The 16825-nt window shown below is 61.0% G+C and carries 15 protein-coding genes; all 15 read left to right on the forward strand.

The genetic code is table 11. The features are described from left to right. The 15 genes from ACTQVX_RS08345 (at position 1) to ACTQVX_RS08415 (ending at position 16693) form a co-directional block, all read left to right on the forward strand. Entirely contained in the window at positions 1–1128 is a 1128-nt protein-coding gene (locus tag ACTQVX_RS08345; RefSeq protein WP_441031316.1) for a DNA polymerase III subunit, read from the forward strand. Beyond that, positions 1119–2813, forward strand: a complete 1695-nt coding sequence (locus tag ACTQVX_RS08350; RefSeq protein ID WP_441560848.1) for a PSP1 domain-containing protein — start codon at positions 1119–1121, stop codon at positions 2811–2813. The genes ACTQVX_RS08345 and ACTQVX_RS08350 overlap by 10 nt, the downstream gene beginning before the upstream one ends. A gap of 150 nt (positions 2814–2963) precedes the next feature. Further along, on the forward strand, positions 2964–3722 hold the full coding sequence (locus ACTQVX_RS08355; protein ID WP_441031312.1) for a ComF family protein: 759 nt from the start codon (positions 2964–2966) through the stop codon (positions 3720–3722). A 604-nt stretch (positions 3723–4326) separates the two neighbouring features. Next, positions 4327–5319, forward strand: coding sequence for a substrate-binding periplasmic protein (locus ACTQVX_RS08360; RefSeq protein ID WP_441031414.1), 993 nt, complete (start codon positions 4327–4329; stop codon positions 5317–5319). A 317-nt stretch (positions 5320–5636) separates the two neighbouring features. Next, positions 5637–6221: a ribosome hibernation-promoting factor, HPF/YfiA family gene (hpf, locus tag ACTQVX_RS08365; RefSeq protein ID WP_055285508.1), complete on the forward strand. Its 585-nt coding sequence runs from the start codon at positions 5637–5639 to the stop codon at positions 6219–6221. An 80-nt stretch (positions 6222–6301) separates the two neighbouring features. Continuing rightward, entirely contained in the window at positions 6302–7255 is a 954-nt protein-coding gene (locus ACTQVX_RS08370; RefSeq protein ID WP_427718953.1) for a DegV family protein, read from the forward strand. 98 nt (positions 7256–7353) lie between these two features. Beyond that, positions 7354–8433 (forward strand): NAD(P)-binding domain-containing protein, encoded by a 1080-nt coding sequence (locus ACTQVX_RS08375; RefSeq protein ID WP_427718955.1) that lies wholly within the window; start codon positions 7354–7356, stop codon positions 8431–8433. A gap of 5 nt (positions 8434–8438) precedes the next feature. Further along, complete coding sequence (locus ACTQVX_RS08380; protein WP_441031309.1) at positions 8439–8867, forward strand: hypothetical protein; 429 nt, start codon at positions 8439–8441, stop codon at positions 8865–8867. 15 nt (positions 8868–8882) lie between these two features. Continuing rightward, positions 8883–9581, forward strand: coding sequence for a hypothetical protein (locus ACTQVX_RS08385; protein WP_427718960.1), 699 nt, complete (start codon positions 8883–8885; stop codon positions 9579–9581). A gap of 6 nt (positions 9582–9587) precedes the next feature. Further along, the gene (locus tag ACTQVX_RS08390; RefSeq protein ID WP_427728602.1) at positions 9588–10673 is read left to right on the forward strand and encodes an isocitrate/isopropylmalate dehydrogenase family protein; all 1086 of its coding nucleotides are present in this window, start codon (positions 9588–9590) and stop codon (positions 10671–10673) included. Between the two features lie 127 nt (positions 10674–10800). Continuing rightward, positions 10801–11886 (forward strand): hypothetical protein, encoded by a 1086-nt coding sequence (locus ACTQVX_RS08395; RefSeq protein WP_427728600.1) that lies wholly within the window; start codon positions 10801–10803, stop codon positions 11884–11886. Between the two features lie 533 nt (positions 11887–12419). Beyond that, positions 12420–13910, forward strand: a complete 1491-nt coding sequence (locus ACTQVX_RS08400) for a PTS transporter subunit EIIC (protein ID WP_441031306.1) — start codon at positions 12420–12422, stop codon at positions 13908–13910. 232 nt (positions 13911–14142) lie between these two features. Then, on the forward strand, positions 14143–14874 hold the full coding sequence (locus ACTQVX_RS08405) for a GntR family transcriptional regulator (protein WP_441031304.1): 732 nt from the start codon (positions 14143–14145) through the stop codon (positions 14872–14874). A gap of 143 nt (positions 14875–15017) precedes the next feature. Then, entirely contained in the window at positions 15018–16187 is a 1170-nt protein-coding gene (gene nagA, locus ACTQVX_RS08410; protein ID WP_441031302.1) for an N-acetylglucosamine-6-phosphate deacetylase, read from the forward strand. Between the two features lie 32 nt (positions 16188–16219). After that, entirely contained in the window at positions 16220–16693 is a 474-nt protein-coding gene (locus ACTQVX_RS08415) for a YhcH/YjgK/YiaL family protein (protein ID WP_441031300.1), read from the forward strand. Positions 16694–16825 lie beyond the last annotated feature (132 nt).

Genomic DNA, 16825 nt, shown 5'->3' on the forward strand with positions numbered 1-16825 from the left:
ATGGCCCCCGCTCAGACAAGCCTGCTGGCCAAGCTCGACACCCAAGAGCGCGTACGCGATTTTTTGACCAACGCCGTCGCCAGCGGCCGCGCATCGCACGCCTACCTGTTTTTGGGCGCTCCCGGTGCCGGCAAGCTCGATGCCGCCTGGGCGCTCGCCCAAGCCTTCCTGTGCGAGCAGGACGGCTGCGGCTCATGCGATAGCTGTGTGCGTGTCGCCCGCCATACGCACCCCGACGTGCACTATTACACGCCCGAGAGCGCCACGGGCTACCTCATCGCCCAGACCCGCGAGCTGCTCGACGACGTGCCGCTGGCGCCCATCCGTGCCAAGGCCAAGGTCTACATCATCGACCGTGCCGAGCAGCTGCGCGCCAACACCGCCAACGCACTGCTCAAGACGCTCGAGGAGCCGCCCGAGGGCGTTATGTTTATCTTGCTGGGCACCTCGACAGACGTGATGTTGCCCACCATCGTGAGCCGCTGCCAGTGCGTGCCGTTTCGGCTGGTGTCGCCCGCCGTGGCCACGAAGGCCGTGAGCCGCGCGACGGGCCAGGATCTCGCACGCTGTCGCATGGCGGTCGCCGTGGCGGGGAGCCCCACGCGCGGCATCGAGTTCCTTAAGAGCGCCGAGCGCCAGGATGCTCGCCGCCAGATGATCCGCGCCATCGATTCGCTCATCGCCGCCGACGAGGCCGATGTACTCAGCCGCGCCAAGTCGCTCATCGTCGCCGTTAAGGCTCCGCTTGCCGAGGTCAAGTCCACGCAGGAAAAGGTGCTCGAGCAAAACGCCGATTATCTGTCGCGTGGAGCATTGAAGCAGCTTGAGGACCGCAACAAGCGCGAACTCAACGCGCGCGAGCGTTCGGGTATCATGGAAGCGCTGGCGAGCGCGCGGACGCTCATGCGCGACGTGCTGCTGACGCTTCAGGATGAGGCGGCAGACATTGTGAACGAGGACGTGCGCGACACGATCGGGCGGCTTGCCGCCGCGACGAATGTTGCGGGTGCCACCCGGGCGCTCGAGGCGGTCGCGACCGCCGAGCGCAACATTGCCAGAAACGTTACTCCCCAGCTGGCCATCGAGGTCATGCTGTTCGATATCAGGAAGGCACTGAAATGCCGTTAGTCGTACCCGTTAAGTTTACCTACGCCTCGCGCGACCTGTGGTTTGACCCGCAGGATCTGGATATCCTCGAGGCCGATTATGCCATTTGCTCCACCGAGCGCGGAACCGAGATCGGCCTGGTCACGGCCGATCCCTTCGAGGTGCCGCAAGACGAGATCGGTCAGCCGCTCAAGCCCGTGCTGCGTGTGGCGAGCGATATCGACCTGCAGCTTGCCGACGACCTGGCCATCCAGGGCGATGAGGCCATGGTCGATTTCCGCCGTCTGGTCAAAGATCTCGACCTCGAGATGAAGCCGGTGGGTGTCGAATACCTGTTTGGCGGCGAGAAAGCCGTGTTCTACTTTGCGGCCGAGGAGCGCGTCGATTTTCGTCAGCTCGTCAAGGACCTGTCCTCGACGCTGCACATTCGCGTTGACATGCGCCAGATTGGCGTGCGCGACGAGACCCGCTTGGTGGGCGGCTATGCCCAATGCGGACAGGAGCTCTGCTGCACGCGCTTTGGCGGACAGTTTGAGCCCGTCTCGATTCGCATGGCAAAAGAGCAGGACCTGCCGCTCAATTCGTCTAAGATCAGCGGCGTGTGCGGCCGCCTGATGTGCTGCCTGCGCTATGAGTTCGAGGCGTACAAGGACTTTAAGAGCCGCGCGCCCAAAAAGAAGACGCTCATCGATACGCCGCTCGGCAAGGCGCGTATCCAGGAATATGACACGCCGCGTGAGCAGCTGGTGCTGCGCCTGGAGAACGGTAAAGTCTTTAAGGTCAACTTGGCCGATATGACGTGCTCGGAGGGCTGCAAAAAGAAGGCCGCCGAGCAGGGCTGCAGCTGCCGCCCCGACTGCGTGACGCACGATGTGCTCGAGCGCATCGAGTCGCCCGAGATGCGCCTGGCGCTCATGGAGCTCGATCGCGAGAACGGCGTCGACGTGGGCGATGGCCTGTCGAGTGCCGACCGTCTGGCCGGCACGTCGATGCCCAAGCGCCGTCGTCGCGATGCCGAATCCGATGCTTGTGCCGGTCAGGGCCAGGGCGAGGGTCGTGGCCGCGGAAAGGGCCGCGGCAAGGCCGAGGCTTCCGAGGCCGAGGAGGCGGCCGGCGGCCGTCGTCGCCGCAAGCGCGCGGCGTCCGTCGACAACGGCGAGACCGCGGGCAAGAACGCCTCTCGCGAGCGCGAGGCTCAGCAGCCCCAGCAGCAAAACCGCGGCGGCGGCATGAACCCCACGCGCCGTCGTCGCCGCCACCTGTCGAGCGAGGAGCGCGAGGACGCCTTCCGCGCCGCAGCCGCTCGCGAGGCCGGTGCCGCTCCCAAGGGCGTCTCGGCCTCCGACGCGCCTGCCGACAAGGCTGGCAGGCCACGTGGCGAGGAGGAGCGCGCGCCGCGTCCGCGCCGTCGCCATTCCTCGGGCACGCAGCAGAAACCCTCGGTTCCTTCTGTGGCCGATCAGGTTTCGGATGGTGAAGTCAAGGTCACGCGCCGTCGCCCCGGCGATGGCGGAGGAGCTGCCGCCAAGGCTTCGCGCGGCGGTGCTCGCGACGAGCGCGAACCGCGTGAGGATCGCAGTGGCGAGGGCTCGGCCGACCAGAGTCAGAAGCGCCGCCGCCGTCGCCGTTCCCGCAAACCGCGCCAGGATGGTGGCGAAGGCTCGACCCACACCTCGTCCGCACCGCAACCGCCTGCCGGCGAATAGCGCCCGCAAGCGGATTCGACTTGTCTGACCCCAAGTGCAACGGGGTATCATGGCACTGAATCGACAACCCTCCCTTCGCCCAAGCGTAGGGAGGGTTTTGTCATAAATAACTGTCTGAATGGTTTGAGCCGCTTACGGAGTGCCGGCATCTTGCCGTTTGCGGATGAATTGCTACCGTTTGCCGAGCGCGCGGCGCATGAGGCACTCGAGGTTCTTTCGCCCACGCGATGCGCCGGTTGCGAGCGTGCCGGTGCGCTTATTTGTCAGGAGTGCCTGGCGTCGCTCACGCTTGTCGATCCGCGCCACAGCTGCACGAGGTGCGGCGCTCCGTTTGGAGACCTGCTGTGTACCGAGTGCTCGGTCGAGGGTGCGTCTTCGGCGGTGGCTAAGGCCCTCGATCGCTGCCTGGCGTGCGCTGTCTATGCACATCCGTTGCCGCGCATCATCAAGGCATACAAGGATGCGGGCGAGCGCCGTCTGGCACCGTATCTGGCAGAGCTGCTCTACGACACCGCCCTGCATGCCCAGGTAGCAGCCCCCGACCGTTACGGCGGCGTGCTGTCCGGTGCCGACGCGGTGGTATTTGTGCCCGCGACTGCGGCGGCGTATCGGCGGCGTGGATTTGATCACATGGAAGCAATCGCGCGCTCGTTTTGCGATCTTTCGGGCGTGCCATTGGTGGACGCCTTGGTCAAATACGGTCATGGCGACCAGCGCGAACTCGGTCGCGTCGAGCGCCGGGAACATGCCCGGGACATGTACGAGACGGTCGAGGATGTACGTGGCTGTCGTCTGCTGCTCATCGACGATGTCATTACCACGGGCGCAACAATGGCAGCGGCCTCGGCGGAGCTTAAGCGCGCCGGCGCCAAAGCCGTCGATGGCCTCGCTATCGCACGCGTTTGGTAGGGGTGGTTTTGTGGCAGTGAAGATTGCGCGGCGCCTCGAGCCGGCAGGCGAGCAACTGGCAGCCTCTGTGATCCTGACCGGCGCCTCGGCGCTACGCATGATGCGCGCCGAGCGCCGGCATATGGGTCACATCAGATGGAGGGACTTCCATCCCGATGAAGAGCGCCGTGTGCTGCCCGCCTCGACCTGCGAAATCTGTACTCGCGGTGCGAATGACGACCTAACCTTAAACTTTAGCTTGAACTTAGCTATAATGCGCTACGTTCCCGCCAGGCTGTGGTTGCGGACGGGCAATGCGCCCATCCAAGTCCAAGACAGACGCGGTCAAAGGGATCCACGTAAGCGACCGCGTGCGCGCGGCGCGATCATGGCGCGTCCTAGATGTAAGCCGCACCGTCCGTTCTACTTTCTTTGGGGCAATACCGCCTCGCGGGCGAGCGGGCCAGTCGTGAGGGTGGCTGCGGCCTCCCGAGCAAACGCCCCGGTGCGCAAGTGTGGGGTCAAATACCAGGTCAGCTGGTGGGAACAACCCGATATTCCGTGCAGGGCACGGATCGTATACGACACAGAAGGCAGGGTAGCGGACATGGTGAGGGGCAGCTTGATGCATGCAGCTCGGTTGGGTGCTGGGACCGCGGCGGTCATTGCCGTTTTGAGCCTGAGTGGATGTGCGTTCAATCCCCTGTCCACGTTCACGACGCCCACGATCGACCAGATCGAGCGCGAGACCGTTACCCCCACGGTATCGGACGATGCCCTGGTCACGCCGGGAACCCTGACGGTCGCCCTCGATACTTCCGATGCCCCGCAAGCCATGCAGGATGCCGACGGAAACCTCACGGGCTATGCGGTCGATGCCGCTCGTGCCCTCGCATGCCGCATGGGTCTCAAGGTCGCTTTTGTCGATGCGTCCTCGGCCGATTCCGCGCTCAGCGATAAAAAGGCCGATATCTTCATTGGCGACGTCAGCTCTACGGACGGCGATATCAGCTCGCTTGGCACCTGTCTGTACGACGCCCCCGCCGTATTCGGCAAGAGCAGTGACGGCGAGTCGCCGAGCGTTTCCACCGAAACCCTTAACACCGCTACCCTGGGCGTTCAGACCTTCTCGGCCTCGCAGGAAGCGCTCGCCAAGCAGGGCATCACGGCCAACCAAAAGACCTTCTCCAACATCAACGAGTGCTTCGAGGCACTCGAGTCGGGCGAGGTCGATTACGTGGTCTGTGATTCCACGGCCGGTGGTTACCTCGCGCGCCTGATGAGCCAGATCTCCTGTGTCGGCACGCTCGAGACGCCCTCTACGCTTGGCGTCGCAGGCCTTAGCTCTAACGATGAGCTGTGCCGTGCCGTGGGCGATGCCCTCGACGACATCACGGTCGACGGCACGCTCGAGGCGGTCCACTGCGTCTGGTACGGCCAAATGCCCTATGACCTTACCGCCAAGACTGTTTCGGGGGCCAATGTGCAGGCATCCGAATCCACGTCCAACGAGACCGAGTCCTCCGATGGCGACACCTCCGATAACAACGGCGACAGCCCGTCGTCTAGTCAGGAGGGCGCCATCACCGACGATGACATCAACAAGCTCAATAGCTAGTTATTGGTAGGGGTGGCGCCTGCCATACATTGAACAAGGCGCTTCTTCACGGTTTCAACACGCATGGCCGGGTCTCCCCCATAGGGGAGCCCGGCTTTTCAATTTTGATAAAACCAGCAGCTCAAGGGCAATTTCCAGGAGAAAAACCAACTCCGCCGACGCCCTCATATAGCGCACTTTGCCGCGGAAAAGTGCGAGACTTCGGTATGCGGTATCAAGCAGTCGTTATTCGGGCCTTTGGGAATTCGGCTGATTAAATGCACGGCAATGGGTACATAGCCAGTACAGTAAGTCCCCGAGGCAGATTGGAGCCACGTATGGATATCAAGGTTTCTGGACGCAAGACGACGGTAACCGATGCTCTGCGTGCGCATGTGGACGAGAAGATCGGCGAGGCGCTCAAGGTTTTCGATATCGAGCCCATGACAGTCGACGTCGTGCTTCGTTATGAGAAGAACCCCTCGAACCCCAACCCGGCAATCGTCGAGGTCACGGTTCGTGCCCGCGGCTCTGTGATTCGCGTCGCCGAGCACGGCGCAGATATGTATGCCGCCATCGATCTCTCCGCCGATAAGGTCACCCGCCAGCTGCGCAAGTTCAAGACCAAGGTTGTGGACAACCGCCAGGGCGGTGCCAGCGCCGCTGATGTCGCACCGGTCGAGCGCGTCGAGGATCTGGCCGACCTGCTGCTGCCCGAGGAGGACGACGACCTGCTCGTCCGCGAGAAGGTCATCGATGTCACCCCGATGACTGAGGAGCAGGCGCTGGTGCAGACCGATCTGCTCGGCCACGACTTCTACGTGTTCGAGAACGCGACGACTGGCCTCATCAATGTGGTGTATCACCGTAAGAATGGTGGATATGGCATCATCAAGCCCCGCATCGAAACACTTGACGAGTAAAATACGTTAACTTGCATGAGTTAACGGTTGGCGGCCATCCCATGCGGGTGGCCGCCTTTTTTACGTAAGGAGTCGCTTTGATGGACAAGGCCGCATCCGCCGGTCATTCGGACCGTTGCCGTATCGTCGTCGATACCTGCTGCGACTTTAACCCCGAGGTCGCCGCGAACCTCGATGTCGATATCTTGGGCTTCCCTTTCATTATCGATGGCGAGGAGCGCACGGACGACATCTGGTCGAGCATGAGCCCTAAGGAGTTCTACGACCGCATGCGCGCCGGTGCCCGCGTGTCCACCTCGGCTGTGTCGCTCGGTCGCTATATCGAGTTCTTTACCGAGTGCGCCAAAGAGGGCACGCCCACGGTTTACCTGTGCTTTACCTCGGCGCTGTCGTCGAGCTACAACTCCGCGTGCCAGGCGGCAGATGCCGTGCGCGCCGAGTATCCCAACTTTGAGCTCTACGTGGTCGACAACGCTCTGCCCTGCGCGACCGGCGAGCTCCTGGCGCTTGAGGCCGTGCGCCAGCGTTCGGCGGGACTGACTGCCAAGCAGCTGGTCGATTGGGCAAACGAGGCCAAGACCTACGTGCACGGCTACTTTACGCTCGAGAGCTTCGATGCGCTGGCTGCCGGCGGCCGCATTCCGCCCGCGGCGGCGCAGCTCACGGCAAAGCTCGACGTCAAGCCCGAGCTCTCCTACGACCTTGCCGGCTCGCTGTCGCTGATCGGCGTCAACCGCGGCCGCAAGAAGGCGCTCAAGTCCATCCTCAAGTCGTTCCGCGAGAACTACGTGCCCGATCGCACCATGCCCATCGCCATCATGACGGCCGATGCCGAAAAGGACGGTGACTGGCTCGAAGCCGCCATCCGCAAGGAGGAGGGCTGCGCCGACGTCACGATCATTCGCAGCTCCGTGGGCCCCACCATCGGCTCGCACGTGGGCCCCGGCATGGTGGCCTGCGCGTTTTGGGGCAAGAACCGCACCGACAAGGCGTCGCTTTCCGACCGCATCGCCCGCCGCGTGCGCGGCCAGTAGACAAGCGCTGCGTCCGTAATCGCCCTCGACTCACAGCCCAAACGCTGGCAACGAGTATTCAACCTGGTAATAACACCCAATCCAAAAGGAAAGGTTTCATGGCAAACAAGCTCTCTGTCGCATTTATCGGCACCGGAATCATGGGTGCCCCTATCGCCGGCCACATTCTGGACGCTGGCTATCCCGTCACGGTCAACAACCGCACCAAGTCCAAGGCTGCAGCGCTTGTTGAGCGCGGTGCCGTCTGGGCCGATACGCCGGCAGATGCCGCGGCGAACGCCGACGTCGTCTTTACCATGGTGGGCTATCCCTCCGAGGTCGAGGAGCTCTACCTGGCGGGCGACGGTCTGCTCGCGTGCACTAAGCCCGGTGCGGTCCTAATCGACCTCACCACGAGCTCGCCCGAGCTGGCGCGCGACATTGCCGAGGCCGCCCAGGTTTCCGGCCGCATGGCGTTTGACTGCCCCGTCACCGGCGGCGAGTCGGGTGCTATCGCCGGCACGCTTACGGCTATCGTGGGCGCTACCGAGAACGACATTGCCCCGGTCCGCGATATCCTTTCCACCTTTGCGGCAACCATCTGCTGCTTCGATGGCGCCGGCAAGGGCCAGGCTGCCAAGCTCGCCAACCAGGTGTCGCTGGGCGCCTGCATGGTCGGCATGGCCGATGCGCTGGCGTTTGCCGAGCTGAGCGGCCTTGATATGGAGAAGACCCGTCAGATGATCCTGGGCGGCACCGGCAAGTCCGGTGCCATGGAGAGCCTGGCGCCCAAGGCGCTCGACGGCGACTACAAGCCCGGTTTTATGGTGGAGCACTTCATCAAGGACCTGCGCTTGGCGCTCGCCTATGCCGACGACCGCGAGCTTGCGCTGCCCGGCGCCGACGTGGCCTTTACGCTCTATGACATGCTCGACGCCATCGGTGGTGCCAAGCTGGGTACCCAGGCCATCAATGTCCTCTATAAGGAGGAGGCCGACGCCATTGCCGCCGGTCTGGACTGGTCGCAGTATCGTCCCGAGGAGCATGGTGCTCACGAGGAAGGCTGTGGTTGCGGCGAGCATGGCGACGACCACGAGTGCGGTTGTGGCCACCACCATGGCGAGGACCACGAGTGCTGCGGCGGCCACGGCCATGACGACGGCCACGAGTGCTGCTGCGGCCACCATCACGAGGAGTAGCGCCCATGAGCTGGACGTTCGTGGTGCTTGCACTAGTGCTCTTTCTCTTTGCGATCTACATTGGCTTTTTGTGCGGCCAGTGGGCGTGCGAAAAGCGCGTCATCACCAAGCGCGACTACTGGATTGCCAACTTTGCAGGAGCGGCGGCAGTCGTCCTGCTGACCTGGGTGTTCTCGCTGTTCCCGCTGGTGCAGTTTGCGCCGATCGGCTGGCTTGGCGGCTTTATCGCCGGCCTTAAGATGAGCTTTGGCGAGTCCGTTGGTCCGTGGCGCAAGCACGATGAGGTCTTTAACGTCAACCAGGCTCATCGCGCCGCCGCCGACGCAGGAGACGCCGAGGAGCGCCGCCGCGCGCGTCGCAATGGCGCGGCTGACCGACAGCTCATCTCGGTCACCGATGACAGCAAGGGTGCTGGCAGGCACACTAAGAAATAGTAAGAAGAGGTAACTATGGCAGAAAACAAAGACGAACAGCTCACCGACGAGGAGCTGGCACAGCTTCAGCTGGCAGAGGAGAACGAGAACACCGTCGACCGCTTGGTCCAGGAGCTCGGCTGCCCCACGCGCCGTATCCGCCAGTTTGCCGCCCGCGTGCTGCACCTGCTTGCCGAGCGCGACCCGCAGCGCGTCGTGCCCTGCGTGCCCGCGCTGATCGAGGCGCTCGACCGGCCCGAGGCTCAGACTCGCTGGGAGGCCCTCGATGCCCTGGCGGCGCTCGCCACCACCTGCCCCGACCAGCTGGGTGATGCCTTTGAGGGCGCCGAGACCGCACTGTTTGACGAGATTTCCTCCACACTGCGCTATGCCGCCTTCCGCCTGCTGTGCGTGTGGGGTGCCACGAGCGTCGAGCGTTCGCGCGAGGCTTGGCCCATCCTGGACGAGGCCATCCAGTGCTACCACGGTGACCTCGAGTATCGCGATATGCTCGGCTGCCTGTACGAGTTTGGCAAAGGCGAGATCGATGCCGAGATCGCCGAGAAGCTTGCGCTGCGCCTTAAGTTCGATGCCGAGAACGGCAAGGGCAGCTATCTCAAGGCCCGTTCGAGCGAGATTTGCGAAATGCTCGTTAAACGTTTTGGCCTGGATCTCTCCAAAAAGAAGAAGCGTGCTAGCGTTAAAAAATCTGACGACGCCGAAGACGAGGAGTAACAGATTATGGCGCACGATGTAGTCCTGATTCCCGGTGACGGGATCGGTCCCGAGATTACGCAGGCCATGCGCCGCGTGGTCGAGGCCGCCGGTGTCCAGATCAATTGGAACGTCCAGGAGGCCGGTGCCGGCGTCATGGACGAGTTTGGCACGCCGCTGCCCCAGCATGTGCTCGATGCCGTCGCCCAGACCAAAGTTGCCATCAAGGGCCCCATCACCACGCCGGTCGGTACGGGGTTCCGCAGCGTCAACGTTGCCCTGCGTAAGTACTTCGATCTGTACGCCTGCGTGCGCCCCTGCCTGTCGCAACCGGGCGATGGCTCGCGCTTCCGCGATGTCGACCTGGTTATCGTGCGCGAGAACACCGAGGACCTCTACGCTGGTATTGAGTTCGACGAAGGCGCTGCCGAGGTCGAGGAGCTTTCACAGCTTGTCGAGCGCTCGGGTCAGAAAACCTTCGCCGCGGATTCCGCCATCTCGATCAAGCCCATCTCCATCGCCAAGAGCCGCCGTATTGTGGAGTACGCCTTTGAGTATGCTCGCCGCTGCGGCCGCAAAAAGGTGACGGCCGTGCATAAGGCCAACATCATGAAGGCGACTGACGGCCTGTTCCTGCGCGTGGCTCGCGAGGTAGCTGCCAACTATCCCGATATCGAGTTCAACGACAAGATCGTCGACGCCACCTGCATGGGTCTGGTTCAGAACCCCAACGACTTCGATGTTCTGGTCCTGCCCAATTTGTATGGCGATATCGTCAGCGACTTGTGCGCCGGTCTTGTAGGCGGCCTTGGCATGGCCCCCGGCTCCAATATCGGAGCCGACTGTGCCATCTTTGAGGCCACGCATGGCTCCGCGCCCGATATCGCTGGTCAGGATATCGCTAACCCCACGGCCGAGATTCTGTCTGCGGCCATGATGCTCGATCACCTGGGCGAGAACGACGCTGCCAATCGCATTCGCGCCGCCGTATCTGCCACGCTCGACGAGGGCGAGCAGGTTACCGGTGACGTGCGTCGTGCCCAGACCGGCTCCATTGAGGGCGCCGTGGGCACGCAGGCCTTTGCCGATGCCGTTATCGCGCATCTTGCCTAAGGGGATACGGCGTTCAAACGCCTAAGCGGTACTTATACGTTTGCGGATAACCTGAGAATGAATACGCCCGGCGCTCTGTCGGGCGTATTCTATTGAGGACTATGTTTCTTAACAAGGAGTAACTGATATGGGTCTGATTCAAAAGAAGGACGAGAAGGACGAGATCGACGGCATCCAGATCATCGAGCGCGGCGAAGGCCCCGACGGTGACGAGGACGAGAAGATCGATCTGGTCGCAGGTACGTCTGCCGAGCACATTGCTGCCGGCACGACCGCCGAGGAGGAGGACGCCCGCCTGGAGGCTCAGATTGCCGCGGATGCCGCCGACGAGAACCTCATGCCTGAGGAGCAGGACGAGGACGATGACTCCGACGTGGACGACAGCGCATCCAAGCACAAGAAGACGATGATTGCCGCCTTTGTGGTCGCCATCGTGATCGCTGCTGTGGTCGGCTTCTTTATTGGCAACGGTGGTTTTGGCGGCAAGGGCGTCGGCTCGGCAACCCTCACCGAGGACCAGCTCGATTCGACCGTGGCAAGCTACAGCTACAACGGCAAGAAGAGCGACATCACCGCGCGCGAGGCCATCGAGAGCCAGTACAGCCTTGATACCGTCAAGGATAGCGATGGCAACTACACCGCTCCCTCTGCCGACGTTATCCTGTCCTACGTGCGCAACAAGATCCTGCTCGACGCCGCCGAGGACGAGGGCATCACCGTCTCTTCTAAGGAGATGAAGAAGTACGCCGAGGATTCTATCGGCACTTCGGACTACAAGACCATGGCCACGCAGTATGGCGTGTCCAAGGACCAGGCCAAGCAGATCGTCCGCCAGTCCGCAACGCTGCAGAAGCTCTACAAGAAGAAGGTGGGCGATAGCTCCGCAAGCATGCCGATCGCTCCGACCGAGCCTTCTGACGGCAACGAGGACACCGCGAGCAAGGACTACGCCGATTACATCATCAACCTTGCCGGTGACGAGTGGGATAGCAAGAAGGGCACCTGGAAGGACGCCGATAGCACCTACGCTAAGGCTTTTGCCGACGATGCCTTTACGGCCGATAGCGCTACCTATAAGCAGGCCATGACCGCCTATTACACCGCCTACCAGCAGTACTCTTCGCAGGCTTCGAGCGCCAGCTCCAAGTGGACCGAGTACGCCAACGGCCTCTACGCCAAGGCCAATATCAGCATCTACGGCCTGTTTGCGTAAAGATTACCTGAGCCTTCGAGTACGAAGCCGAAATATCTGATGAAGTCCCCTAGAACGGACATCGTTCTAGGGGGCTTTTTGCGTTGGAGGGAAGGGCGGGGAAGAGGGTGGTAGGGGAGAGGTTATATACAAATTCTTGGAGACTTTATTCATGTAAAGTGAAAACGATTTCGGCCAAACTGGTAGTAACAATGTGGTACCACTGTTCATCTGGTAGTAACCAATTTTGATTCGAAAACGAATGGAAATTGCTAAGAATTAGTTTGGTAATGAAAGAAACGCAGCACGTTTAACTGCGTAAACTACCGTTTACGGGCCAAAAATAACCGTTTGGCAACGAAATAGTAATTTGAACGAAATGTGGTGGACGTTTGAATTGAGTGTGTGCTACCGTACATACCAGCAATCCCAAATAGGGACTGGGTTGTCTAAGTTTGCGCACCAATGCCGGCAAGCGGAGAAGCCGGTATGCACAAGGCGCGGACATGGAACTCGTTGGTGAACAACGAAAGAAAGGTTGGAGGAGATACCATATGATGAAGTACCTCCAGAAGCTCGGCAAAGCGCTGATGCTTCCCGTCGCGGCGCTTCCCGTCGCAGGTATTCTTATGGGCGTGGGCTACCTGCTCGCTCCCGCAGTCATGGGTGCTGCCGGTGACACTACCGGTTTTGCCTATACCGCCGGTTTCCTGCTCATCAAGGCAGGCGGCGCTCTTATCGATAACATGGCCTGGCTGTTCGCAGTCGGCGCCGCTGTCGGCCTTGCCGACGATCACGATGGCACCGCTGGCCTCGCTGGCCTCGTCGCCTTCCTGATGATTCAGCAGCTCCTGAACCCTGCCGTTGTTGGCACTATCCGTGGTATGGATGCCGACGCCCAGACCGCTTGGCTCGCCACTACCGAGGGCATCGCGTTCTCCAAGATCGCTGGTAACTCCTTCATCGGTATCCTGTCCGCCATTATCGGTGGCACCTGCTACAACAAGTTCAAGGACACCCGTCTTCCCGACTGGCTGGCCTTCTTCTCCGGCAAGCGTTGCGTCGCCATCATGACTGCTGTCATCTGCATCGTCGTTTCCGTCGTCCTGCTCTTCGCTTGGCCCCTCATCTTCGGTGCGCTCGTCGCTCTGGGCGAGGGTATCGCTGCTATGGGCGGCATCGGCGCTGGCATCTACGCCTTCCTCAACCGCCTGCTCATCCCGACTGGTCTGCACCATGCTCTGAACAACGTGTTCTGGTTCGACACCATCGGCCTTGGCGACCTGACCCACTTCTGGGCTGGCGAGACCTCTGCCGACGTCAAGTGGAGCCTCGGTATGTACATGTCTGGCTTCTTCCCCTGCATGATGTTCGGTATCCCGGGCGCTGCCCTGGCTATAGTTCAGACCGCTAAGAACAAGAAGGCTGCTATCGGCCTGGTTGTCTCCGCCGCCATCTGCGCCTTCGTCTGTGGCGTCACCGAGCCCTTCGAGTTCGGCTTCATGTTCCTGTGCTTCCCGCTCTACGTTGTGTACGCTGCCCTGTACGGCATCTTCACCATCATCACCTACTATGTTGGTTTCCGTGCTGGCTTCTGCTTCTCTGCTGGCGCTACCGACCTCCTGTTCTCCGCTAGCCTCCCGGCTGCTGCCAACACCTGGATGATCATCCCGCTGGGCATCGCTGCCTTCCTGGTCTTCTACCTCGTGTTCCGCTTCGCCATCACCAAGTTCAACCTCATGACCCCTGGTCGCGAGGATGAGGATGTCGAGGAAACCTCCGCTTCCGCCGCTGCCGGCGACGACAAGTTCGCCGCTCTGGCCGCCGCTGTTCTCGCTGCCGTCGGTGGCAAGGAGAACGTTAAGACCGTTGACTGCTGCGCTACTCGCCTTCGCTTCGAGCTCGGCGATTCCGCTCTGGTCGACGAGACTGCCTGCAAGAAGGCTGGCGCTCTGGGCGTTATGAAGATGGACAAGGGTGCTACCCAGGTCATCATCGGTACGCAGGTCCAGGCTGTTGCCGAGGAGCTCAAGAAGCTTCTCTAAGCCTTAGAGACGTACGTGTCTTGCAAAGGGTCGTCCCGCTCCGCGGGGGCGGCCCTTTTTGCTACCTCGATACTTGATGAGGCGGTGCGATTGGTATTACAGTACACGGGCAATTAACCGGAAAACAATATTGCAATGTGCTGGTTGACCTGCTGTTATTCCATTAAAACTGCTATAGTACGTGGCGTCTGGTTACAACCAATTTCGAGTCATTTATCCGGCAGGTATCATCATGGCAATGGGAGCGCGCAAACAGCCTCTGTACGATCAGCTCGTCGATTTGCTGACCGATAAAATCGATCACGAACTTCGACCCGGCGACTATTTGCCGTCCGAGCGTGACCTGTCGGAACGCTACGGGCTCTCGCGTACGACGGTTCGCCTTGCCCTGCAGGAGCTTGAGCGCCTGGGCCTGGTGGTTCGTCAGCGCGGCCGTGGAACCATGGTGTGCGACCGCTCTCTGCAAACGGCAAACCTCTCGCAAATCTATAGCTTTACCGAGCAGATGAAGGCGATCGGCCGTGTGCCCAAGACGATGATTCTTGAGTTTACCGAGGTCGAGGCTGACAAGAATATTGCCGTAGAGATGAACGCGCGTCTTGGCGAGCGTCTGTACAAGATCAAGCGCCTGCGTATTGCCGATTGTGTGCCGCTGATGATTGAGTGTACATATCTGCCGAGTCGCAAGTTCTTTGCGCTTAAGCGCCCCATGATCGAGAACAAATCGCTGTACGACATGATCGAGCAGGACTTTCACGAGAAAGTTCGCGTGGCAGAGGAAGAATTCTACGCGAGTATCGCCCGCCATTCCGACGCCCGTCTGCTCGAGATTGCCGAAGGCGCACCGGTCCTGGATTTGATTCGTACCACATACAACATGGACAACGAGGTTATCGAGTATACGCGTTCGGTTGCGCGCGCCGACCAGTTTAAATACAAGGTCTACCACAACCGCGCAGTCTAGAGTTATTGGGTATAAACGGCTTGGTATGTTTTGCGGCGGGTGCAAAATGCGCCAAGCGGTAGAAGGCAACGAACAATCGCTCGAATTAACAATGCAGTGGTTTTTGATCCGCCCTAAAACGCACTGCGGGTACGGGAGCATAGATGAGCACGTATGCTATCAAGGCCGACAAGTTCTTTTTGCCGGCGGGGCCGCAGCTGGGCGGCTACCTCATGGTCGAAGATGGCGTCTTTGGCACTTGGCAGGCCGATGAGCCCGCTTGTGAGATCAAAGATTATTCGGGTACATGGATTGCGCCGGGCATGGTGGACACCCACATTCATGGCTTCTATAACCATGCCACGACTGATAATGATGCCGAGGGTATCAACATCAGCTCGACCGAGCTCGCCCGTCGTGGTACCACCAGCTGGCTGCCTACGACCTTTACCGACGGCGTGGAGCAGATCAAGGACGCCTGCGCTGCCATTGCACAGGCGGACGAGGAGCGTGGACCTGAGTTCTGCGGTGCTCGTATTCAGGGCATCTACCTGGAGGGTCCGTTCTTTACCATGAAGCATGTGGGCGCCCAGAACCCTGCTTATCTGATCGAGCCGTCCGAGAAAGTTTTTGACGAGTGGCAGGAGGCCGCCGGCGGTCGAATCGTCAAGAGCGCTATGGCGGCCGAGCGTGACGGCGCCGCCGCTTACGCCGCGGCTCTGAGCGCAAAGGGCGTCGTGACCTGCATCGGCCACTCTGATGCCACCTATGATGAGTGTGCTGCCGCCATCAATGCTGGCGCCAGCTGCTTTACGCATACCTACAACGGCCAGCGCGGTCTGCATCACCGTGAGCCCGGTGTCGTCGGGGCCGCTATGACCACGCCCAACACCTATGCCGAGATCATTTGCGACGGCAAACACGTGAACCCTGCTGCTATTAAGGCGCTGCTGCAGGCCAAGGGCTGGCAGCACACAGTGCTGATCACCGACTGCCTGGGTTGCGGCGGCATGCCCGAGGGCAAGTACACCAGCGGTGGCATGGATGTCATTATGAAGGACAACCTTTGCTGGCTTGCCGATGGCTCTGCTATCGCCGGCTCGGTGCTCACGCTCGCACAGGGTGTCAAGAACATTGTCGACTGGGGTCTCGCGAGCGCCGATATCGCAATTCGCATGGCGACCGAGGTGCCCGCGCGCTCTGCTCACGTCGAGGATAAATGTGGCAGCATTATGCCTGGCCGCGATGCCGATTTTGTCGTGTTCATTCCCGACCTTACCCTGGTCGAGACGTATGTGGGCGGCAACAGCGTCGGTAACGCGTTTGCCGAGTAGCCGCCAAAGAAACGATCCGAGAGGGGATTTAGATGATTTACGGTGCATTGGTCGATATCGAGGAGTATCGCGGAATGCTTAAGGGCCTCGACGTGCTGATCGACTGGCTCGAGGAGAACGACCCGGCGGAGCTCGAGGTCGGCAGCCATCCGATTCTGGGCGACAAGGTCTTTGCGAACGTCATGGCTCCCACGACGCGTCCCGAGGCCGAGGCTCACTATGAGACGCATCAGCGCTATCACGACCTGCAGATCGACGTCGAGGGTCGCGAGGCCTTTAAGGTCGCCACGGGCAGCCTGACGCTGGTCCAGGAGTTTGACGAGAAGGACGACTACGATCTGGTCGATTCCGACGCCTCGATCGCCGGCGATCTTGCCGACGACAAGTTTGCGCTGTTTGTTGCCGGCGAGCCTCATATGCCCACGCTCGAGTTCCCGGGCGATGGCGCGCAGCCGGTCAAGAAGATCTGCTTTAAGCTGCTTGCAGACGCCTACTGGGAGGAATAGCGCGCTGCTCTGCTGAGCTGTTCGTATGCTGGCGTGTTTTCCCTAAGGGAATCACGCTACGACCCCGTTAATCGTGTTTTCCCTAGGGGAATCACGATTAACGGGGTTTCTGTTTTTGAATAGGGGAGCTGA

This window comes from Collinsella sp. LCP19S3_A6, assembly GCF_052122015.1.
Classification (GTDB): Bacteria; Actinomycetota; Coriobacteriia; order Coriobacteriales; family Coriobacteriaceae; genus Collinsella.

Coding starts and splice junctions, on each gene's coding strand:
- ACTQVX_RS08345 (WP_441031316.1), top strand. CDS start 1: ATGGCCCCCGCTCAGACAAGCCTGCTGGCCAAGCTCGACACCCAAGAG.
- ACTQVX_RS08350 (WP_441560848.1), top strand. CDS start 1,119: ATGCCGTTAGTCGTACCCGTTAAGTTTACCTACGCCTCGCGCGACCTG.
- ACTQVX_RS08360 (WP_441031414.1), top strand. CDS start 4,327: ATGCATGCAGCTCGGTTGGGTGCTGGGACCGCGGCGGTCATTGCCGTT.
- hpf (WP_055285508.1), top strand. CDS start 5,637: ATGGATATCAAGGTTTCTGGACGCAAGACGACGGTAACCGATGCTCTG.
- ACTQVX_RS08370 (WP_427718953.1), top strand. CDS start 6,302: ATGGACAAGGCCGCATCCGCCGGTCATTCGGACCGTTGCCGTATCGTC.
- ACTQVX_RS08375 (WP_427718955.1), top strand. CDS start 7,354: ATGGCAAACAAGCTCTCTGTCGCATTTATCGGCACCGGAATCATGGGT.
- ACTQVX_RS08380 (WP_441031309.1), top strand. CDS start 8,439: ATGAGCTGGACGTTCGTGGTGCTTGCACTAGTGCTCTTTCTCTTTGCG.
- ACTQVX_RS08385 (WP_427718960.1), top strand. CDS start 8,883: ATGGCAGAAAACAAAGACGAACAGCTCACCGACGAGGAGCTGGCACAG.
- ACTQVX_RS08390 (WP_427728602.1), top strand. CDS start 9,588: ATGGCGCACGATGTAGTCCTGATTCCCGGTGACGGGATCGGTCCCGAG.
- ACTQVX_RS08395 (WP_427728600.1), top strand. CDS start 10,801: ATGGGTCTGATTCAAAAGAAGGACGAGAAGGACGAGATCGACGGCATC.
- ACTQVX_RS08400 (WP_441031306.1), top strand. CDS start 12,420: ATGATGAAGTACCTCCAGAAGCTCGGCAAAGCGCTGATGCTTCCCGTC.
- ACTQVX_RS08405 (WP_441031304.1), top strand. CDS start 14,143: ATGGCAATGGGAGCGCGCAAACAGCCTCTGTACGATCAGCTCGTCGAT.
- nagA (WP_441031302.1), top strand. CDS start 15,018: ATGAGCACGTATGCTATCAAGGCCGACAAGTTCTTTTTGCCGGCGGGG.
- ACTQVX_RS08415 (WP_441031300.1), top strand. CDS start 16,220: ATGATTTACGGTGCATTGGTCGATATCGAGGAGTATCGCGGAATGCTT.